This is a genomic window from Limnothrix sp. FACHB-1083 (assembly GCF_014696485.1).
In the GTDB taxonomy this organism is placed as follows: Bacteria; Cyanobacteriota; Cyanobacteriia; order CACIAM-69d; family CACIAM-69d; genus CACIAM-69d.
The window spans coordinates 235,237-259,450 of sequence record NZ_JACJQD010000006.1; the positions used below are offsets into that span (position 1 = coordinate 235,237).

Here is a 24,214-nt window from a genome sequence, read left to right on the forward strand (position 1 = left end):
AACCCGCTGCTGGGGATCCATTTGGGCCGCTTCCCGAGGAGACAGCCGGAAAAAGAGTGGATCAAAGGCCAGGGCATCGGGCAACAACCCCCCTCGCAGGGGCCGATCGCTCACAGTGCCCCATCGTTCAGTCAGGTCTGAGAAGGGCGTTTGTCCCGATCGCAGCACGTCCCAAAATTCATCCGCATTGCGGGCCCCGGGGAACCGGCAGGAGAGACCAATCACCGCGATCGCCTCTGTTCCGGCGCGATCGGGAGCGGTTCCGACCGGGGTTTGCGGCCTGGCGACCTGGGAATTCCCGGCAGTCATACCCGCAGGAGCGGTCACACCCACAGGAGCGGCTGCCGTCAGCTCCGCCGCCACCCCTGAACCCAGCGATGGATTGCTCCGGGCTGGACTGATCACCGGATCCACCACTGGCGGCGGGGCCGGTGCTGTCGGAGCCGGGGTTGCCACCACCTGGGATTCCAAATAGGTGGCCATCTCCAGGGGCGTGGCATAGCGATAAAAATCCGTGGGGGCGATCTCGCTGCCAAACCGGGCATTGATGCGCCGGGCAATCTGGGAAGACAGGATCGAGTCCACCCCCAAATCCGAAAACGTTTGCTCAGGATCCGGGTGGTGATCCATCTCCAGCACCGCCGCGATCATTTGCCCCAACTCTTGACTAATGGCCAAAATGCGCGCGGGAGAGGGGCGATCGTCAGGAACGATCGGGACAGGAGCGATCGGGACAGGGGCGATCGGGGCAGGAGAATTGGCGGCGGGCCCAGCCAAGACAGGAGCCACCGCCGGGGGGCTGGCGGCCGCAGTCCGGGCCGCAATGAAGAGCTGTTGATAGGCATTGCCCAGGCCCGACTTGGCCGTTGAGCCGGGGGGGGAGCTGACCGTTAACCCGGCCTCCGCCAGCAGTTGCACCCAGTTTTGGGGAGGCAGCAGGGGGGAATGTTCCAGGCGCACCGCCGGATCCTCGAAGGCCCACCACCCATCCAGCAGGGCGACGGTGATGGTTTGGCAGTCCGATTTGCGGGTTAGCTCATTCAGCAGCAACAGGCCACCGGGTTTGAGCAATTGGGCAAGGTGACTGAGCGATTGCTGAATTTGGCGCGTGGCGTGAACCACATTGGTCGCCACGATCGCGTCGTAGACCCCCAATTCAAAGCCTTGGGCTTCGGCGGATCGATCGAGATCAAACAGCCGAAACTGCATGAAAGGATAGGTCTGGCCAAAGGCCGCCTTACCCGCCTGCAAAAAGCTTTGGGACACGTCGGTGAAGTCATACACCAGCCGATCGGCCAGGGCCGCCACGGCCGGTAGCGTAAATTGCGTGGTGGAACCGGTTCCCGCACCCACTTCCAAAACCCGCAGGGGCCGCCCCGGTTGGGCCGCCATCCCGCCGCCCAAGGCCGCCGCCAGCACCTGGTTAAAGTGATCCACCCAGGGATTGTCGCGATACATCCCCGTCACCAAATCCAGGGATGAGCCAGGGAACAAGATTTCCGTGGCCAGTTTCTGCCCTTGCAAAACGGCCCCGTAGTCCGCCACGGTCAAACAGGCCTCCAGGACTCGAGTGAAACCCACCATGTCCGGGTAGCGCTGCACAAAATCCCGGTGGCGCTCCGCCAGGGTCGTGGGGCCGAGGGCGGCCCGGATCGCCGGCAGGGCTGGGCCCGATCGAACCGCTTCCCCATCCCCCCGCAGTTCCAACACTTGCTGGGCCGCCAGCAGGTTGCAGTGGGCCTTCAAAAGGCGCTCGTATTTGGGCGATCGATAGAGCCGTTGTTGCAACTGCTCCAGAGTTCGCCACTCTCCCGGGGCCGGAAACAGATCAAACTCCACCCAAACGCGGATCAGATACCAGCGGCTGAGGTCGTCGAGTTCCTCCAGGGCTTGGATATAGCGAGGCACATCCAGGGTCGATCGGGTCACGTAGTCTTGGGCTGCCAACCGGGCTGATTGGCTCGGATCGGCCACCGTCGGCCCCGAGTCAGCCCCGTGATTCGTCAAAGGGTCTGACGGACGGAATCCCAGCAGATCCAGCACCTTGGCGGAAGCCCGCAGGGGAAGGGACTGGCGCAGGCCCCGTTGCCAAACCATGGCGAACGATCGCAGGCCCAGGGCACGCCCCATGGCCTGCACCCCCCATTGGGCGAGGCGGGTGCGGCCGGCTTCCGTGGACAGTTGGCCCACATCTCCCCAAAATCCCCAATTGATCACCGAGGCAGACAGGCCTTGCACATCCTGGAGATAGGTTGCAAAGGCATCTTCAAAGGCACAGGCGGCCACATAGTTGGCGCTGCCCGGCGTGGGCGCAAAGGAAGCCAGGGAGGAGAAAAATAAAACGAAGTCTAGGGGATCTTCGCGCAGGGCCTCGACCAGGGCCACGCTGCCGGCCACCTTGGGGGCGAGCACGGTGCGATAGGCCTTGGCCGGCATGGCGGTCAGGGGATGATTATCCAAAACCATGGCGGAATGGATCGCCCCGGTGATGGGGCCAAACTGTTGTCGGGCCTGGGTCAGGGCCGCCCGCAACGCCGCCCGATCGCTCACATCCGCCTGTAGATACAGGGCATCGCCGCCCCGTTGGCGAATTTGGGCGATCGCCTGGGTTTGGCACTCTCCTTGGGGCGATCGCCCGAGCAATACCAACCGGGCCCGCACCTGATCCGCCAGCCATTGGGCCACCTCCAGCCCCACCCCAGACGCACCGCCCACAATTAGGTAAACACCCCGATCCCGCAGGGTCGAGATCGCGGAACCTTGGGATCGATCGGGATTCGCAGTGGCCGGGGTCGGTTCCGCCTCAGCCATGCCCCGCACCCAACGCTCACCCGATCGCCAGGCCACCTCCAGGGCCCCATCGCTCCCCAGTTCCCCGACAATTTGGGCCGCCGCTGGGGCGGGATCCGTTGCCTCTAAATCAACGCAAACCACGGGCAAGCTGGGGCATTCAGCGCGGCAGGCCCGGCCCAAGCCGATTGCCGGTGCGGCCCAAGGCTGCATGAGGCGATCGCCCGGAACCACCGATTGGGCCCTTTGGGTCACAATTCGCAACAGGGGCAGCGGATCGTGACGGTGGGCCAAGACTTGAATGCCTTGCAAAAATGCCCAGGAATCATCCACCGCATCCTGCCAGTCGCAGGCATCCATCATTCCCAAAAAGTCAATGCTGGCGATCGGGGTCGTCTGGGCCAGCCAATTGCGCCACAGGGTTTCTCCCGCCAAGGGATTGAGGGTCAGCACCTGGCTGGTTTCCCCCAAGCTGCGATAGTGCTGGGCTAGGGCTTCGGCCCAAGGGGAGGGCGATCGCTGAACAATCAAATGCAGCCCTGGCCGTTGGGACGGGGCCACCGGCAGAGGAGCCGCAAACCAACGCGGCACCAACAGGCGAAAGTCTTCTTGATCAGTGGGCTGTTCAATGAACTGATCGATCGGCTGAGGGGCAGCGGACGATCCAGCAGACGATCCAGAGGGAGCAAACATCAACTCTTCATCCGCCTCCACGGGCCAGTAGCGCACTCGTTCAAAGGGATAGGTGGGCAGGGTCAACAGACGGCGGGGCTGCGATCGGGGCAAGGCTTCCCAATCGGGATCGCCCCCTTGAACCCACCACCGGGCAATTTTGGCGTAGCGCCGCGCGGCCCAAAGGTCGGGCAAGGTGGGAGCCTCGGCCTCGGCGGCCTCTTGGCTTTGGGGCGTAACGCGGCCCACCCACCCCTGAGGCAGGGTCGCTGCGGTCAAAAAGGCCTGCCACTGTTCACAGCAGTCCGCCGCCGAGGCCGCCACCAGGGCCAAACGATGGGGCATGGCGGCCCGGCCCACCTGCAACGTCCAAGCAAAATCGCGCCAAGCATCACCATCGGGGGATAAATCCCGCAGATGTTGCAGCAATTGCTCCACTTGGGCCCGCAAGGCGGCGGCGGATTTGGCTGAAACAACGATGATTTCTTCGGGGATTTCTCCGGGGCTTTCGGTGGTTGCTGCGGTTGCGACCGTTCCGGCATCGGTTGCCCCGCTAACGGCCCCGTTAATGGCCCCGTCAACGGCTCGATCGCCTACAGGGAGGGGCGTTGCGGAACCGGAAACCGGCGACAGCTCCCGCCGGACAGACTCCGGCCCCTCTTGCACAATCAGATGCACATTGGCTCCCCCGGCTCCAAAGCTGCTGAGGGCCGCCCGCCTTGGGCGGTGAGTTTCGGTTGGCCAAGGGGTGCGATCGGTTTGCAGATAAAACGGAGTTTCCGCAAACGGAATCAGTGGGTTTGGCGTTTCGCTGTGGCGAGAAGGCACCAGTTCGCGATGCTGGAACTGCAACAGAATTTTGGTTAAACCGGCAATGCCCGCAGCCGATTCCAGGTGGCCAATGTTGGACTTGACGGAGCCGATCGCACAAATTTGGTTGGCGGCGGTGTGTTTGCGCCAAGCCTCCGTCAGGCCCCGAATCTCGATCGGATCCCCGAGGGCGGTTCCTGTGCCATGGGCTTCCACATATTGAATCGTGGCGGGATCAACCTCCGCCTGTTCCAAAGCATCCAAAATCAAATCCGCTTGGGCCAGGGGATTGGGCACGGTATAGCCCTGGGTGCGGCCGGCGGAGTTCATGGCCGATCCTAAAATTACGCCCCGGATTCGATCACCCGCCGCCAAGGCATCGGCCAAGGGACGAATCAGAATCGCCCCCACTCCTTCACCATCCACAAACCCGTTGGCCCCCGCCCCAAAGGCCCGGCATTGGTCACCGGGCGCGAGCATCCGCAATTGGCTGAGGTTCACGAGGTGCAAGGGATGCAAAATCAGATTCACCCCGCCAGCGATCGCGGCTCGACATTCACCCCGCCGAATGCTTTCACAGGCCAAGTGAATCGCCGCCAACGAGGAGGAGCAGGCCGTATCCACACTCACGCTGGGCCCTTGGAAGTCAAACAGCCAGGAGGTGCGATTGGCCACGGACCAAAAGGCCGCATGGGCCCCGGCCCGTTGCCCCCGTTGCCACTGCTCGATCGCGTAGAGCTGGTAGTTGCTGTAGGTAATTCCCGCAAAGACCCCCACATCATTGCGATTCCCCGGCAACCGCCGCCCCGCCCGATCACCCTCGGCCTTGGCCCGGCGAACGGCCGCTTTCAGGCGCTGGGGCGGATAGCCCGCATCTTCCAAACAGGCCCAAACGGTTTCTAAAAACACCCGTTCTTGGGGATCCATGTCCCGCGCTTCCCGGGGGGAAATGCCAAAGAAGGCCGCGTCAAATTTATCCGCGTCCTGAATGAACCCACCCCAGCGACTGTAGCTCTGGCGATCGCCCCCTTGAGGGTCAAAAATCTGCTGCCAATCGAAGCGATCGGCGGGCACTTCTTGAATGGCGCTGCGACCTGCGGCCAGGGTTTGCCAAAAGGCTTCCAAGGTTTCGCCCTGGGGATAGCGACCCGCCAGGCCCACGATCGCCAAGGGTTGGTCACCGTTGGTGGGCAGTGAGTCCATGGCCGCCATGGCCGCTGCTTCGGGGGCCACCGGGGGGCGATCGGGTTCCTCGGCGGTGAAGGGGGCCGCATTGGGAACATCGGGAGCCATCGGGTCGATCGCGGGCGTTTCAGACACCGGGGAGCTAGTCACCGGGGAGTCGATCGCGATCGAAGGGGTTGACACCGAATGGCTAGACGGTGAGTGAGGGAGCGTTGGACTGGTTAACGCGGGACTGGGGGCCGGGGGCAAGGAACTGGCATGGTTTTGATCGAAATAAGCCCCTAAGCGGCTCAGGGTGGGGTATTCATAGAGCAAGGTTTTGGACAGAGACCCGTAGTGACGCTCCAGGGCTTCGGTTAACTGCAACACCGTCAGCGAATCCACCCCCATCGCCTCAAAGGTGGCCTCGGTGGCCAGTTCGGCGGGATCCATTTTCAAAACTTGGGCAAAAATTCCCTTCAGGGTTGCCCGATGACTGGCGGCCGATTGGGGCGATCGCCCAGATTCTGGGCCCGCAGGGGCCTTTGTGTTGGGATCGTTATTTACGTTATTTGCACCATTGGTGCTCTCGGTACTGGCCTGGGTGCGCGGGTTCGCACCGGGATCAGTGGCCAACCGGGGGGCGATCGGGAGCAGGGCCGTTTCGGGGAGCCAACCGTCACTTTCCGCCACAATCACGTGATAGGGCGCACTAACCGGGCCGATCGCGCTGGCCGCTGGGGATCCGAGGGCGATCGCCCGAACCCCTTGAAACCCTGTGCTGACCAAATGGGCTTCCCAACCTTGGGGATCCAGCAGGGGGCCCCCGGGCAGGCGTTGTTGGTCAGGGTCGTGGGCCCACCAGCCCTTGGTAACCCCAAAGGTCATGGTCGAGAAAAGCTGGCTGGAGGTGGCTTCCGCCAAAATCAGCAGGCCATGGTTGCCCAGCAGCAACTTCGCCCGGCTCAGGGTGGCATCCATATTCGCCGTGGCATGAAGCACATTGGCCGCCAAGACCACATCGAAGCTCCCCGGGGTAAATCCCTGGGCGATCGGGTCTTGTTCAATGTTCAAGGTTTGGAACTGGCAGCCGCGATAGTGACCCAGGCGATCGGTGGCTCGGCGCACCAAGGCGGGAGAAATATCGGTGAAAACATAGCTGAGTTGCGGGTGATCTTGCAGGGCTGCCAAAACGACGGCGGCCGTGGCTCCCGTGCCTGCTCCAATTTCCAGAATCCGCAGGGGGCGATCGGGGCCCCGTTCCGCTTGCCAGGCCGCCAACACCGCCACCACCGTGGCATTCATGCGCTGGGCCAAAGACCCACTGGCATAGACCGGAGCCACCAGCTCACTGGAACCCTGGGGAAACAAAATTTCATGGCCCGCCACTTCCCCCCGCCACAGCCGGGGATATTGCGCCACACAGGCGGATAGCAACTGGAGATGGGGAGTCAGTTCGGGGAACTGCTGGGCCACCCGATCGCGCACCGATTCCCACTGGGCGGCCTGGTCGCGCCAGCCGGGTCGGGCCGCCGCCGCTTCCCACAGGGGAAACAGGGACAAACTGAGGGCCCGGGCCCCTTCGTGGGTGGTGGCCAGGTCAGAGCGCTGCGGAAAAGCCGCCAACAGCGCCAACTGACTCACTTCCTCCAAGACCGCCAAGGACTCGGCCAGGGCCTGATCTGCCACCGGATCCGTCCGATCGCCCATCCGGGCCAGGGCCGCCGATAGGTAGGCTCCGGCATCGGGCAGTTGACTTTGCACAGGGCGATCGCCCGTTAACCCCAACTCCCGGCGCATCGCCTCCCCACAGCGCAAAACCAGGGACTGACGCAGACCACTGCTCAGCATCCAAGCAAACCCCGCCAACCCGAGGGCGCAGTCAATGGCCGCCACCTCCAGTTGCGCCATGCGGGCCCGGTAGTCGGGGGAGGCCACAATGCCCACCTCTCCCCAAAACCCCCAATTCAGGCACTGCACTTGAATCAAACCGGAGCCGGCCAACTGACCCGCCCAAGCATCCTTGAACGTGCCACCGGCCACATAGTTGGCTTGGCCCGGCGTGCCATAAAACACATTGGCCGAGGAGAAGAAAACCAACAGCTTGGCCCCGGAGGCGATCGCCGCCTGGGATAGGTACAGGGATCCCGCCACCTTGGGAGCCAACACACGGGCCGCCGCCGCCTCCGTCAGCCGATGGAGAGCGCTATCTTCCAGAATCAGGGCCGAGTGGATGACCGCATCGATTTGGCCAAAGCGATCGAGCGCGGTTTGAAACGCCTGATGCAGTTGCTGCGGATCGGTCATATCCGCCTGTAGATAGATCGCCTCGCCGCCCGCCTGTTGAATTTGGGTAAGTTGCTGTTGAATGGTCTCGTTCAGGGCCCGCCGGCCCAGCAACACCACCCGTGATTGGCACTGCTCCGCCAGCCATTGGCCAATGGTGTGCCCAATGCCGCCCGTGCCGCCCGCAATCACCACCACCCCCTGGGGAGTCAGCATGGGGCTGGGCTGGGAGTCGCCCGTGGTGGGGCTGGGGCCGGAGAGTTGGGCGAGGGTTTGCACAAACCGCCGGCCCCGTCGCCAGGCGATCGCGCGGCCCCAGGGATCCCCCGGATCCGCCAGCAGTTGTTGGAAACCAGCAGCGGCCGTGGTGGCGTTCTGCCAATGGGGATCGTAAAGATCGAGGTCAAAACCGGTGACCCGCAAGCTGGGATATTCCCGCCGCAGAACTTTGACCATCCCCGCCAAGACGGCTCCCATGGGCAAGTTGGGGGGCGAGGTTTGTTCCGAATCCAGCACCCGGTGGGTATTGAAGGTGATCAGCTTTAGGGTGAGGTTGGCGGCTTTGCCCTGGTGATGGATGGCCCGAATCAGGCGCAGCAGAGCGGGAATGGTTTCCGCTTCGAGGGTGGCCAAAGCTGAAGCGGGTGACTGCCAATCGGTGCTCGGCTCGCGATCGACCCAAAGAATGGTGAGCGGCTCGATCGCCCCTTGCAAATCCGCCCTCAAGGCCGCTTCGGAGGCTGAATCAGTGGCCCACGATCGCAACTGAGCCGAGGGGCCCAACGCCGTCGCGAGCTGCTGAATCCATTGGTGCTGTAGGTCGCGGGAATGGGGGTCGGCGCAATGGACATCCGGCTTGGCCCCGTTGATCGAGGGGCGATCGCCCGGAATTTCCGGAGCCGCCTCAACCGCTGCCCCATAAATCCAAACCGGGGTAGCCGTTGCGGTGGCCGGCGGCACAGCCGGAGCCGACAGCAAATGCCAAGCCGGACGATAGAGCACACCGGTTAGATCCAAATCCGTCAAGGGTAATTGCGGAGCACCCTGGGGTTGAACCTCAGCCTGCGTCTCCCCCACGGCCAAGCGACGAGCTGCCTCCTGGGGGGACAGTTGTCCCATTTGGACTTGTTTTAAAATCTCAACCCGGTTCATGGTTACGGCTCTACCTTGACTGCACGACTCAAAAGGGTTGCCAGTTGGCGATCGGTTTCTTCTAGGGATTGCTCTCCTTGGGCCAGTTCCGCGAGCACCGTGAGCAATTCCCGCTCCAGGCTGGGGGGTGGCAGGGCCGACGGAACCACCGCTTGCACCGGCGGAACGGCACTGCTGGCCTTCACGGCCTTGACACAGAAGTTGCGGATGATCGCCACTAACCGCCCTTGGGGATCCAGCAGGGCCAAGTGGAACCGCCGCAGGGCCTGTTCATCGGCCGCCGTGGCCGAAGCTGAACCGAGGGGACTCGATCGCACCAGCACCGTTCCGGCCGCGGGCCAAGGGCCAAACCACTGCACCGACTCGACCATGAACGGCAGCCAGAGCTGATGGTGATCGCTCTGGCGTTGCAATTCCGCCTGTACCGTTTGCCAAACCATGTCCAGCCGTTGGCCCATGGGGCTGAAAACCGGCGCGGTGAGAGGCGGAATGGCCAGTTGGGCCCGCGTGCCGCCCGGGAGCCATTCAACCTGCTGAACGCCCCGGAAGTTGGGCCCATAGGCCACGCCCGTTTGGTCAAAGATTTCGTAAAACTCCTGAATCGATAGCGGTTGCCCCTTGGCTCCCAACAAATCAGCAAACTCGGCGGGGAGGGCAGGAGGCCGCTCGATCGCCCGGAGGGCCTGACCCGAGGCATAGGCGATTCCTTGGGCATTCTCCACGGTGAAGCGAATCCGATCGGCGCTGGCGGTCAAGGCAACTCGCAGCGTCAGGCCCTGGTCTGGCACTTCGGCCCGGCGCATCCAGGTCACCTCAGCAAACCCGCCGACGGTTCCCCAAGCGGCGGCCCCGTCCCCTTGGCGAATGGTCTCGGCCACCAGATCCAACAGGGCAGATCCCGGCAAGGTGGGGCGGCCGCTCACCTGGTGTTCTTGGGCGATCGGGTTATGGGAGTCAATGGTTTGGCTCACGCTCCAGGGGCGATCAGGCGCGGGGGCCTGTTCCCCATTCGTCATGTCCGGTAACACCGGGGGCGACTCGGGGGCCAATCCCTCAGGGGCCAATTCCTCGGGAGCTAATGGCGGCGAAACCGTCTCGGGGAGAGGAATCCAGCAGCGTCGTCGATCGAACGGCGATCCAGGCAGGGCCAGGCGCACGGGCGGAACGGGCCGCGGCAGGGCAGTCCAATCCACGGAGCCGCCTTGGATCCAATGCTGGGCAAGGGCGGATAGGGCGGATTGATCAGCGAGATCAACGGCGGTTAGCGGGGGCGGAACGGGTTGACCGGGCTGTACTTCCCCCAGCCACCGGTTGGTTGTGCCATCGTCCTGGGTTTGACCTTGGCCATAGGCAGTTAAAGCCCGCTGCAATTGAGCGATCGAATCAACTACAATTGCCAACCGCTGGGCCGCGGGTCGCCGGCCCACTTGCAAAGTGAAGGCCACATCGGCCAGGTTGACCGTGGGATGGTTTTGGAGGAAGTTTGCGAGGTTCTGGACCGTGATCCGCAGCAGTTGCGGCGTGCGGGCCGACAGAATGATCAGTTCCGCCGATGCCGATCGCGGTGACTCTGATCCCGATCGAACAGTGGCGGGGGCTTCCTCCACAATCAGATGGGCATTGCTCCCACCTGCCCCAAAGCTGCTGAGGCCCGCCCGGAGCGGGCTGGGCCCTGCCCAAGGCGATCGGGTTCGTTGCAACCGGAAAGGACTGTGCGCAAAGTCGATCGCCGGATTGGGCCGATCGGAATGCAAACTGGACACCAATTGGCGATGCTTCAGTTGCAGCAGGATTTTGCACAGCCCCGCAATGCCCGCCGCCGATTCCAGGTGACCAATGTTGGATTTGATCGACCCGATCGCGCAATGGCCGGGCTGCACTTGGGCATCCCGCGCAAAGGTCAGTTGCAGGCCGTCCATTTCAATCGGGTCGCCGAGGGCGGTTCCGGTGCCATGGGCTTCCAGATAGGACAGGTGATGGGCATCAAGCTGGGCCCGTTCCAACGCCAGGCGCACCACTTGGGCTTGGGCTTGGGGATTGGGCACGGTGTAGCCATTGGTTTTGCCCCCGTGATTCATAGCACTGCCCCGGATCACGGCTTGGATCGGGTCTCGATCGCGCAGGGCCGCCGCCAAGGGCTTCAGAATCACCGTGCCCACCCCTTCGCCGGGCACATAGCCATCGCCACCGGCCCCAAAACTGCGGCATTTCCCATCGGTTGAGGCAAACCGCAGATGGGCCATTTGCACATATTTCACAGGGTGCAGATAGAGATTCACGCCCCCAGCGATCGCCAGTTGACATTCCCCCCGGCGCAGGCTTTCGCAGGCCAAATGAATCGCGCTGAGGGAGGCAGAGCAGGCGGTATCCACGGGCATACTGGGCCCTTGCAGGTTCAGGGTATAGGACACCCGATTCGCCACCGACCAAAAGGACGAGTTGGGGAAACTGGGCAACCCCGCCCGCCAAGCATCCAAGGCCAGCAGGTGATAGCTGCCCCAGGTCACTCCCGCAAAAACTCCGGTGGCATGGGGGCGATCGGGATCGTCCGAATCGAGGGTATCCGGGCGATAACCCGCATTTTCCAGAGCTAACCAGGCGGATTCGAGGAACAGTCGCTCCTGGGGATCCATCAACTCAGCATCCTTCGGGGTGATGCCAAAAAAGAGCGGGTCGAACTGATCCACCTGATCCAAAAAGCCCCCCCAACGGGCGTAGGTTTTGCCCAGTTGCCCCGGTTGGGGGTCATAAAACAGGGAATGATCCCAACGATCGGGCGGCACATCCGTGATGGCCTCGCCCCCTTGGGCCAACAACGTCCAAAGGTGATCGAGGGTTTCTGCGCCGGGAAAACGGCCATGGCAGCCAATGATGGCGATCGGCTCCGGGGTGGCTTCCCGATCGACGGGAGCGGCCGCCAAGGGCAGCGGGTCGGGGTTGACATTGGCGGCCACTGGGGCGATCGCGAGTTGGGGCGATCGCGCTTGGAGGTGTTCCGCCAGCGATCGGAGAGTTCTGTGATGAAAGAGTAAGGTTTTGGGCAAGGGGCCAAACCGCGTTTCAAGCTGCGCCGTTAATCGCCGCACCGCCACGGAATCCAGCCCGTAGATATCAAACCCCGCTTCCGGATCCAGCCGTTCGGGGGCAATTTTCAGCTCCCGCCCAAACAGGGTTCGTAGCTCCGTTTGCAATGACTCCTGGGCCGCCGCCGCCGGGTGGGATCCCCAGTCATGATTTGGGGCATGGTTTGGGGTTTGGGCTGGCTGAGGGTTGGATACCAGACCCGATCGAGCAGTGGATTGCAGTGCTGATGGCAATTTCGGTTGCAATTCCGGTTGCAATTTCGGTTGCGATTCCAGGCCCAAAAACCGGCGCAACAACGCCCGATCGCCCCAGGCCGCAACCAACGCCGCTGGGCCCGCAGCCAGCCAGGCCGTCAACAGCGCCAACCCCGCCTCCGTCGGCATCGGAGCCAGCCCTATGGTTTGCCGCAGGTGGTGCAAGTGTTCGGCAGGAATCTGCATTCCGCCGTCCTGCCACAGGGGCAACCCAATCACCCAGCGCCGAGGATCCTGAGCCGCAAACTCATTCAAAAATGCATTCGCCGCCGCGTAGTCTCCCTGGCCGGGGTTGCCCAAGACGCTGACCAACGATGAGAACAGCAAGAAAAAGTCCAGGGGATCCGTGGCCGTGGCCGCCGCCAACCGGCGCGTTCCCGTCACCTTCGGAGCCAACACCTGCCGGAACGAGGCTTCATCCTTCAGGGCAACGGCCTGATCGGCCAAGACTCCGGCTCCATGAATCACTCCTTGGAGGGGGCCAAAGCGTTGGCGGGCCCGGCGCAGGGCCTCATCCAGAGACTCAGAGCAGGTGAGGTCAGCACTCAGATAAATGGCCTCGCCCCCCAAGGATTGGATCTCTTGGATGAAGCGCACCCGTTCCCGATCGAGCCGATGACGACCCAGCAGGATCAAGCGGGCTTGAAACTCCCGGGCCAAATACCGCGCCAGGAGCTGACCCAGGCCACCAAAGCCCCCGGTGATCAGATAAACACCCCCTTTGCGCCAACCGGGCCCGGGCGATCGGCCGTCTGATGGGGCCGAAGGGTCAAGGGCAATTTCCACCAGCCGGCATTCTTGCCAGTGACCGTTGTGCAAAGCCAGTTCTCGGGCCTGGCCGGGATGGGGTAGGGGAACTTCCGGGGGCCAAGCCAAGGTCGGTTCGGTGGGCAGTTCCCCGATCGCCAGGGAGACCGCGGCCCAGTGGGGATATTCCGCCACCAGGGTGCGCAAGAAGGCGGCCTGCATGGCGGCGGTGGGGTTAGGGGCGATCGCCACCAGGGTCAAGGGGCGATCGTCTACAAGTCCTTGGCTGAAGATCTGGCTGAATCGCAGGAGGCCCAACAGGCTCTCGATTTCATCACCACTCCCCACATACCAGCCCTGGAGGGGGCCCGGGGGCAAGGGCTGGCTGGGCGCTGGATTTTGGATGACGGTGGCGGCGGGATAGCGATGCCGTAAGGTTTCGGCCCAAGCCGCCGCCTGTCCCTCGGGGCAACTCAGCACCAAGGTCATCGGCTCGGGAGTGACGATCGCCCCTCGGCCAGCAATCCCTAGAGCATCAACATCATTCCGCCAAACCCGTTGGGCCAGGACAACCCCTTCCACAACGGACAATTCCGGGTGTTGGGGGCGGCGCATTGGCTCCCCGGCAGACAACCAGTGCCGCTCCGGCGCGAATGGGTAACCAGGCAAGGAAATGATTTCACCCACGGCCGGCCAGGACACCTCGTTTCCGGCCACCCACCGGGGCGCAACGGCCAACCAATCCCCTTGTTCCAGTAACGTTTGCGTCACGGAACAGCAGTCGTGCATCAAAGCGGGAGGGGCCTGAATCCGTTGACTGGGCAGTTGTCCGCTAAATGTCCATCGATCGGGTTGGCCGGCTAACCACGATCGTAGGGATTGCCGCAACTGTTCCACGGACTGAGTGACAACGGCCAAGCGCGTTCCCAAGGGTTCACGACCCCGTTGCAGGGTGGCCGCGATCGCCCCCAAGGGTCGATCGGGATGGGCCGCCAAGTCCGCTTCCAGATCCGCCACCAAAACTCGCAATCGATCGGGATTAGCCGCCGACAGGGGAATCAGCACTTGGGCAGTCTGATCCGTCGGGGCTGGGCCCGAGGGCTGGCCTTGGGCATCCGTCACCGATTCCAAGAGCAGATGGGCATTCACGCCACCTGCGCCAAAGGAACTCACGCCCGCCCGCCGCAAGCCGGCCACGGGAACCCAGGGCGCAAGCTGTCGCTGCACCCGAAAACCCATTTCCGCAAAGGCGATCGCGGGATTGGGAGGATCCGCATGGAGGGACGGAACCAACTGCCCATGCTGCATCTGCAACAGCACTTTGATCAGGCCCGCAACGCCCGCAGCGGATTCCGAATGGCCGATGTTGGATTTCACGGAGCCGATCGCGCAGGGGGTGGGTCGGTTGCCCCCCAACACACGGCTGAGGGCCGCCATTTCCACCGGATCGCCTAACTCTGTGCCCGTGCCGTGGGCCTCGATGTAGCTGACGGTTTCGGGAGCAAACCCCGATTGATCCAGCGCTTGGGCGATCGCCGCTGACTGGGCCAGCGGGTTGGGCACGGTGTAGCCATGGGTGCGCCCCCCGTGGGTGACGCTGGAACCCTGAATAATGCCGTAGATTCGATCGCCATCCGCTCGCGCCTGGGCCAGCGGCTTCAAAACCACCGCCCCGACTCCTTCGCCGGCCCCATAGCCATCCCCCCCGGCTCCAAAGCTGCGGCAACGGCCATCCCGGGAGGCAAACTGTAGCTGGCTCATGGTCACAAACTTGGAAGGGTGCAAATAAAGATTCACGCCCCCCGCCAAGGCCAAGTCGCATTCCCCGCGCCGGATGGCTTCACAGGCCAAATGCACCGCCACCAAGGACGACGAACAAGCCGTGTCCACGGTCAAGCTCGGGCCGTGCCAATTCAGCACATGGGAAACACGATTGGCCACGCCCCAATGGGAAGGGCCAACGGAAACTACCCGCCCTTGGGCCCAAGCTTCGGCGGCCAGCAGTTGATAGCTGCCCCAAATTACGCCCGCAAAGACCCCGCCCTTGGGCCCTTGGCCTTGGCTGTCCATTAACCGAGAGGGCGCGTAGGCCGCATCCTCCAAGGCGTGCCAACAGACTTCCAGGAACAGCCGCTCTTGGGGATCCATGGCCTCGGCTTCCTTGGGGGAAATGCCGAAGAACAGGGCATCGAAGCGATCGACCTGATCCAAAAAACTGCCCCAACGGGTGTAGCTGGTGGTGGGGTTGTGGGGATCCGGGTCGTAGATTAGGTCATGGTTCCAGCGATCGGGCGGCACTTCCTGGATCGCTTCCTGGCCCGCCGCCAACTGTTGCCAAAAATCCTGGAGCGTTGGCGCACCGGGATAGCGCCCCGCCATGCCAATCACGGCAATCTCTAGCGATCGGGGTTCCGCCTGGGGGTTTGTTCCGGTGGGTGCGATCGCCTGGGCGTGGGTTCCATTGGCGTGAGTCCCATTGGTTTCATGGATGCCGTTGGCTTGAATCCCGTTAACCTCATGGGCCCCATTGGTCTGCATTCCTATGTCTTGGGTCGCCTGGGGCGGGTTCGGGGGTTCCTGATTCTTGGGCAGCTCTGACGATTCAGCTAGATCGGGTAACTCAGACCCGGCCAAGGATTCGGCAAAGTGTTCCGGATAGGTCTGTTGCAAAAACAGGGTGAGTTCATGCAGATTTCGCCGCTCAAAGAACAGACTCGGGGGCACTGGGCCAAAGGTTTGACTCAACCGGGTATTCAGTTTTTTGATCAGCAGCGAGTCCAGACCAAAGCGATTCCAAGGCTCAAAGCGGGTGAGAAGATCGGGGGGAATGGCCAAGGTTGTGGCGAGCAGTTGCCGCACTTGGGCCAGGGCTGCAATGTAGGCGGTGTCTTGTTCTGGGGATGAGCGATCGACTGACTGATGGGCGGCTGGCGGATCAATTGGCAGATCGGCTGACTGATGAGCGACTGGAGCGACTGGTGGATCAATTGGCGGAGCGACTGGCGGATCAACGGGGCGATCGAGCGCTCGATCGCTTGCTCCATCCTCAGCCCCAGAGACCACCGGCAAGGAACTGGCCTGGGCAAATTGCGGCGAACAGCGCACCGGCAACCAGGGATAGGCCGGCAAATCCAGGGGATAGGCCACCGCCTTGGAATAGAGCCGTTCCCAATCCAGGTCATGGCCCGCTCGATAGAGTTCGCCCAAGGACTCCAACACTTGCCAGCGGCCGGCTCCCGTGGCGATCGCGGCTCCCGCCAACAGACCCGCCGCCGCGATCGGGGCCGCCGACGGTTCCACTCCCGGGCAAGGGGCCGTTGCCTGGGCCAGAAGATAAGCCTGGAGCGTGGCCGGTTGATCGGCCACCCAAGCCACACGGTAACGGAAGTGACTGCGACGGGTGGCCAAGTTGGCCGCCAACCGCCGCAGCGACAATTGCGGATTAGCTGTCAGGAAATCTGCCAAATCCTGACACCGCCGTTGCAGGGCGGCTTCTGACTTGGCCGAAACCACAAACAACTCCGCGATCGGGGCATGACCGGCCGGATTGAGGCGGGCCGGAGCCACGGCCGGTGGCTCATCCAACACCAGATGGCAATTCGTGCCACTGAAGCCAAAGGAACTCACTGCGGCTCGGCGCGGAATTCCGGCCGGCGGTTGCCAGGGCCGCAGTTCCCGGTTCACATAGAACGGACTGTCCGCCCAGCGAATGTCCGGGTTGGGGGTCTCGAAGTTCGCGGATGGGGGAATTTGCTGGTGTTTAAAGGCCAACAGCACTTTCAGCAAGCTCGCGAGACCAGCGGTATAGATGGTGTGACCGATGTTGGTTTTGCCGAAGCCAAGGGCGCAAAACTCGTTGGCTGCCGTCTTGTCTCGAAAAACGCGCGTGATCGCTTCAAACTCAATGGAATCCCCCAGCGCTGTGCCCGTGCCATGGGCTTCCACATAGGTAATGGTGGCCGGGTCAATGTCGGCTTCCGCATAGACCCGACGTAGCAAAGCGCTTTGGCTTTGGCTGTTGGGGGCGGTGATGCCATTGCTTAAGCCATCTTGGTTGACACTAATGCTCCGAATCACCCCATGAATTCGATCGCCCTCGGCCAAGGCATCTCGCAAACGTTTCAGCACCACCACGGCAATTCCTTCGCCGGGCACAAAGCCATCGGCTCCGGCCGCGAAGGCCCGCAACTGCCCCGAGGGCGACACCATTCCCGCCTTGCCGCACAGCAAATGGATTTGGGGGGTGTGCATGAGGAAGGTTCCCCCGGCGATCGCGGTTTGGCAGCGGCCCGATCGCAGGGACTGACAGGCTAGGTCGATCGCCACCAAGGATGAGGAGCAGGCCGTATTCACCGTTAAGCAGGGCCCCTGTAAGTTCAGGAAGTAGGCGAGTCGAGCGCCCAAAATGGCCACATTGTTGCCAATCAACACATGGCCATCGGGGTTCACGCCCCCCTGTTCCAACCAGCGGTCATAATCCCCGGTTCCGGCGGCCACAAAGATGCCGCAATCACTGCCGTTGAGCTGTCGATCGGGAATGCCCGCATCCTCCAAGGCTTGCCAAGCTTCGGTCAAGAACAACCGCTGCTCGGGACTCATGAGTTGCGCTTCTGCCCCGGTGATCCGGAAAAAGAGCGGATCCCAATCGTGAACCCGATCTAAGAAAGCTCCGACCCGGCAATAGTGGCGGTAGTCCGGATCGCCCGTTTGGGTGGCCAAGGCTTCGGGATCCCAGCGATCGGGGGGAACCGGGCCACAGGATCCAAACCCCCGTTGCAGGTTTTGCCAAAAGTCGTTGAGGGTCGGCGCATCGGGAAAACGGCCGCTCATGCCCACGATCGCGATCGGCTCGGGCATGGCGCGATCAGCCGCGTGATCGGCCCCCTCCATCACCCCTTCCAGGGGAGTACTGTCGGAACCTCGGCGCAGGTTGCGAGCGCTGGGGGCAGGGGGCGTTGGCATCGTAATCACCACTTTGCCGATGCTTTGCCGACTTTCCAGGTAAGCGAGGGCCGATCGCACCTCCGCCAGCGAAAAGGTGCGATCGACCATGCCTTCGCCGGCCCCTTGGGCCAAGGCCTGGGCCATTTCCTCCAGCGCCAGGGGCACTTCGGGCGATCGGCGCAGGAACCACCGCCGCAAATCCAAGCTCAAAACCGATTGGTTATCCACCAACGTGGACAGATCCAGGGCGGCCGACGTTTTCCAGGCCGTCATGGCCAGTTCCACATAGCGCCCACCGGGAGCCAAACACCGCAAGCCCTTGGGAATTGCATCCCCTGCCAGGGTGTTAATCACCACATCCACCCCGCGCCCCTCGCTCAGGCGCATCACTTCCGTCTGAAAGTCTAGGTCTCGATAGGCAATGACGTGATGCACCCCGATTTGGCGCAAATAGTCCAGCTTATGAGCACTACCAGCGGTGGCAAATACTTCCGCCCCGATCGCCAAGGCCATACGCACCGCATGAAGCCCCGTGGCTCCCGCCGCCGTTTGGATCAAAATGCGCTCTCCCGGTTGCAGCCGGGCCCGCTCAATGGCTTGGTGGGCCGTCAGCCAAGTGACGGGGAAGGCCGCAGCGGTTTCGTGGCTGACGGTGGCGGGTTTGCGCACCGCCAGCACCGCATCAGCGTTCACAATTTCCGCCAGCCCGCCCAAGGATTCCCCCAGCAGCGCCATCACCTGGTCGCCCACTTGGAAGTTTTGGACATTGGCCCCCAGGGCAATGATTTCCCCCGACACCTCAAACCCCGGAGTCATGGGATAGGACGGCATGGTGGGATAGAGACCTTTGATGCAAAGCAGGTCGCCAAAGTTGAGGGCAGCGGCGCGCACGGCAATTTGCACCTGATCCGCCGCCGGAGGAGTGATGGGCTGCGATCGCCACTGCACTTGGGCCACGGAGCCGGGTTGCGTTAACCAAACGGCTCTGGGGAAGGTCAGGGATGAGAAGTCCACTTCGGGGATGGCTGCTGCGGTCGATCGGGCGGCTCGGGGCCGATCGGGGGTCGGACTGGGAACGCTGACCGGCGGGCTGTTGTCGGGGATGGGCGGGGCGATCGGGGAACCAGCGGCCGGGCGGGTCTCTGGGTTGGGCCGCGTAAAATTGGGCTGAGTGAAATTGGGCTGAGTGAAATTAGGCTGACTGGCAACCGGATCAGCCGTTGGCGCAACAGCCATTGGCGCGACAGCCATTGGCAGTAACGCCGGCAGCAACGTTTGCAAGTGCTGGGCCAAGCTGCGCACCGTGGGATAGTCAAACAGCACGGTGGTGCGCAACTCTAACCCAAAGGCTTGATTGACCGATCGAATCAGATCCACAGCACTGATCGAGTCCAGTCCATAGTCTGCAAATCGCCCCTCCGCTTCAATTTCCTCGGGGGCAATTTCCAAACAATCCGCCACCAAGCCCCGTACCTGGGTTTCCAACCCATCCAAGCTGGGGAGAGCAGGGGCCGCAGGGGAAACCGAGGCAACGGGGGCAGCGAGGGGATTGGGGGTTGCCCAATTCGGTGGCGCAACGGCGGCGGGAACCGACTCCAACGGAGCCTGCAAGTTGGGCAGGGTTTGCAAGTGCTGGGCCAAGCTGCGGGCCGTGGGATAGTCAAACAGCACGGTGGTGCGCAGCTCTAACCCAAAGGCTTGATTGACCGATCGAATCAGATCCACAGCGCTGATCGAGTCCAAGCCATAGTCCGCAAACCGCCCCTCCGCCTCAATTTCCTCAGGGGCAACTTCCAAACAATCCGCCACCAAGCCGCGAATTTGGACTTCCAAAGCGCTGATGTTGACCGTGGGTTGGGTGATGGGATTGGCGGTGGATGGTGCGATCGGGGAACTCAAGGCGCTAGCAATCTGCGGGCGATCGGGAGCTGGGGGTGCTCCCATGGTGACGATCGGGTCTGACTCGCTGGCCTCAGGCGATCGGGCAACACAACCGAGCCGATCGCAAAGGGCATCAGTGCCCCGAAAGATGGCCACTTGGGTCGCATCGCTGGCCAGAAGTTGTTCAAAGGCGGCCAGGCCTTCCTCCGTGCCAATGGCCCCAATCCCTAGCCGCTGAAGCCGCTTGCGATACATGGGCGCAGTGACTCGGCCGCTTTCGCCCCAATAGCCCCAGTTACAGACCACCCAGTGAACCGCCGGGCGTTGCCGCTGCATCTGGGTCATGTAGGCATCTTGGTAGGCACAGCCAGCCACGTAATTCCCCTGGCCCGCATTGCCAAGGAAGGAATTCAAGGACGAAAAACAGGCGAAAAAGTCCAGCCGATCGAGAACCGTGGCCTGGGCCAAGGCCCGGATGCCTGCGGATTTGACCCCAAAAGCCACCTGAAAGTCGGTCTCGCTCATTTGTGCCAACAGGCCATCCCGCAACACCAGGGCGGAATGAATCACGCCATGGATTGCGCCATAGCGTGATCGCAAGGTGGCAAACAGGAACTCGATCGCGGCCGCATCCGTAATATCCACCGCCTCATAGGTGACCGTGGCTCCAGCGGTGGTCAAGGCTTGCAGGAGTTCTTGAATCGCTGCATCCAACGGCCGCCGCCCCAACAACACCAGCCGCAGCCCTGGGATCTTGGCGGCCCATCGCTGGGCCAGGGCCGCTCCAATCCCCCCTGCGCCACCCGCAATCACGTAAACCCCGCCGGGTCTGAGGGGCAAGGGCGATGGGGTTGCAGACGTGGGAGGGGCTGGGATAGCAACCAGGTCGCGTCGATAGAGACCGCTCGATCGCAGCGCCAGCTCACAACGCTGGGAAGCCGCCGACAGATTAATCGCCAAAGCTGCCAGCAGGGAGGACGCTTGGCCGTTAGCCAGCCACGTCTCATCCACATCCACACGGCCCACCTGCCAATGGGGAGACTCCGCCGCCAAACTGTGCAGCAAGCCCACGATCGCCGCCGCATCCGGCTGCGGGGTTGCGGTGGGTTCCACCGCCGCCGCCCCCGTTGTAATCACCCGTAGCGCTAAGGGCGTTGGGGAGGGGAATCGCTCCTGCAGCGTTTTCAGGAACCGCCATAGCAAGATTGGCCCTTCCTCCCCGATCGCGGGCCAATACCAAACCGTGGTGATGGTCGGGGCGGAATCGGAGCGATCGGGCCATTGCTCCAGCACCTGTCCCCGGTGGGCCAGGCTCACCGCCTCGCGAATCACCGCCGGAACCGGCCCCTGAGCGGAGCAAAGCAACCCCCAGCCCGTTTCCTCCAACACCGTTCCGCTGGCAAGGTTCGGGACGGGGCAAGGTCGCCATTGGGGCTGGAACCATCGCAACGGCTCTGGGTCGATCGGCTCTGAGGGGGGTTCCCGATCGGGCGGGGCGGAATGGGGTGCAGCCGGTTGCTGCCCTTGCGCGGGTTGCCATTGGGCCATTTGCAACCGCCCCCCTTGAATTAGAAACACTTGATTGCCGTGGCGATCCAAGCCCATCAAATCAAATTGCCCACCGCGCGATCGGCGATGGGTACAGCGCACCCCAATCCGCCGCACATCCACCAGCGAGCCATCTAGCCAGCAGGCATCGATGCCGTAGGGCACTAATAACGGCTCCAAGGGCGGCTCTGGTTTCGGTTCCCGTTGCGGAGCATGGGAATTCAAGAAACCGGTCGGCTGGGGTAATGCACCCACTGGGTTAGCCCCATTCGCCAGCAACGTGGCCGCCACCTGAAACGCCGCATCCACGATCGCCCAATCTTCGCCCCCCGTTTCCCGAACCTCTCCCCAAGCCCAGTCCTGCAAAACCGTCACTTGGGTTAGGCATTGGCAACTGAAGCCATAGTCCAACCCTCGACCCAAGAAAAATTGCCGCAGGGCGATCGCGTCGTAAACCGTTGCCGCCGCCATGGTCTGGGCGGTTAACTCCGGTGCTTGCTCCCACAGGGCTGGGGCTGACTTGGCCGGCCCGCCATGGGTGGCCCGACAAAACACCTGGCCCGCCGAGTCCACAATCTGGAAAATTTCTCCTTCGGCCCCTTGGCCGCCGGTTTGCAACACCACGGTCAACGGGTCGCGATCGACCACCGCTGGGGCCAAAAACCGCACATCGCGCCACTGCGATCGGGATGCAGCAGGCGCTCCGGCGGCCCCAGCCGCCAACAACATCGTTAAGAAATAGCCCCCCGGAACCACCCCGAGCGATCGCACCCGATGATCTCGCAGCATCGGATCTGCCGAGGTGAAGGTGACCGGCCGAGACCAGCCAGCCCCCAGCGAGTCAGATGGGCGATCGAGGCCAGGCCCCACCGCCGCCGGCCCCGATCGGCCCAGGAAATCAGCCCCATTCTGCACCCAAGACACAGCACACCCCCCCAGCGATGCCACCAATTGACCATCAGCCGACAACAACAGCAGATCGAAGCGGTCTTGCGACCAGGGCAACGGTATTGCCGCGTAGTCGATCGCCACCCCCGGCCGCCAAACTCGACAGGAAGCCACCTCCGACACCAGCGGAATCCCCCGCCGCACCATCGCCGCCTCGCCCAGCGGCATCAGCAGCGCCGCCGTGAGCCAAGCCGGATGCAGCAGAAAACTGTGACCATATCCCGCAGCCAGTGAGCTAAGTTGCCACCGGGTCACAAGCCATTCTTCAGTTCGCCACAAAGCACCTTGGCCTTGATAAAACTCGCCTAACTGCAAGCCCAATTCTTGCAATTCTGCGATCCGACGTGGCCAAACATCACTAGGCTTATGACTGTCTAAATCACGCAGCAAAGATTGGGGCAGAGGCGATCGAGCAGACCCCTCCATTGCTAGCTTTTTTGTTTCAAGCTGGCAATGCAAATAAATTTGCCAGTGGCCTTGGTCTTCCGAACCTTGAGCCGCCTCAGCGCTGGCCACCGTAATTCGAGTTTTGGTAATTCGTGCCTCCGATTCCATGGGCTGAAATACCACTCGTAAATGATGCTTCTGAGACCCCCTGAAAACGATTGGACGAATATAGTGCAAATGATTAATGACTAATTCTGTTTGATCCTCGTTTAGTTTTGCATCGCGACTCAGTGCAATCCGCAGGATCAGATCTAGTAAGCAACTAAACGGCAGCGTTGGCTGCTCAAAAACACAATAGTCACGAATAACAGGGTCTTGGAGCTGAACATCAACTTGATAACTTTGTTCAGCACTTTGATTAAGGTCATTCATTGGTCATGAAGGATTTTGAATCTCAATCTTTCAGGAATATTGACCAGGCTCAAGATCTTTATAGAAGCTCTGACATCGACTGGTTTTAACAACCGGGTCACAATTGATCGGCAATTGTGTAAATAGCGAAAATTGTGCCAATTCGAGATCAATTCGCTAGTCAAAGTTAGGTTAAAACAAGTTCATTCTTCCGAAAGCAGAGCTTGAAAGCACAGAAAATGCCTGAAAAAGATAAAAAACTATGAGTTTTTGAGAAAAAGAACAAACTAGTCAAGACTTGATTGACGTTAGCTTTTGATAGATAAGCAAAAGCAATTTTGATTCTTTGGGTAAAATTTCTGAATTTGGTTCAGTGTTATACAGTTTTTCGGCAGCAAACTTTTCTGGATCAAGGTTGATTGTCCTTGATTAGTCATTAGTAGTGAATACCAAATTAGTTCACCTGAGAACCAAAAGGCATTTTCCACAAGACGTTAAGACGTTCTATAACCGAAGTTTTCGATGAGGAACCTATCGGACGAAATTTCGATGAAAGCTTGGTGGCACTTCAAACGTTAACCTGTGGTTACCCCCTTTGTCGAGTATATCATCAGCCCCTAATTCCGATGATAGGGTTGCCAAGGAAATCCTGGCAACAAAATATCCAATAATAAAATTATGTTTATGGATCGGTTTATGGAGATGATACTCCTTGGCTGATCATGCGGAAGTAAAGGACAAAACCTAAGCATTGCTCGCTTTACAGGATTCCGGCATCTCTAAAACTTAGTTTTGTTTACGGTTCTTAACTTGAATTTTTCAAGAGCAACTCTCATGAAATAGCAAGTATTGAAAGTTACACAGGATGAGTCTCAAATATTTTCGTTGGGCATTGGGGTTCCTTGATTTGTTAATTTCAATACAATCTCCTTCAGAATCTGGATGACTCCAAGATTGCAAGGAGGTTCAAGGGAGGCTCACCGGATTTCTTTGGGCCTAATTTTGCGATCGCCAAGGACTTTTAAAGGAGGAAAAATTAGAGGGCTATTTGTGATCCTGTTTGAATTGAGACGGTTGGAGGGTCTGAATAGCCATCCTCCAAGCCCCAACTCGCATAACTGTGGCCTGTCGGGCCC

At 61.4% G+C, this 24,214-nt stretch carries 2 protein-coding genes (1 of these 2 cut by a window edge); both read right to left on the bottom strand.

Going from position 1 to position 24,214, the window contains the following annotated elements; genetic code table 11:
- Window positions 1-8,874: the beginning of an SAM-dependent methyltransferase gene (locus tag H6F46_RS10080; protein WP_190354652.1), read on the bottom strand. The gene continues 20,136 nt to the left of window position 1, outside the view; 8,874 of the gene's 29,010 nt are visible here — the first part of the coding sequence; it begins with the start codon at window positions 8,872-8,874; its stop codon lies off the left edge, out of view.
- 2 nt (window positions 8,875-8,876) lie between these two features.
- The gene (locus H6F46_RS10085; protein ID WP_347278307.1) at window positions 8,877-22,835 is read right to left on the bottom strand and encodes an SDR family NAD(P)-dependent oxidoreductase; all 13,959 of its coding nucleotides are present in this window, start codon (window positions 22,833-22,835) and stop codon (window positions 8,877-8,879) included.
- Between the last annotated feature and the right edge of the window lie 1,379 nt (window positions 22,836-24,214).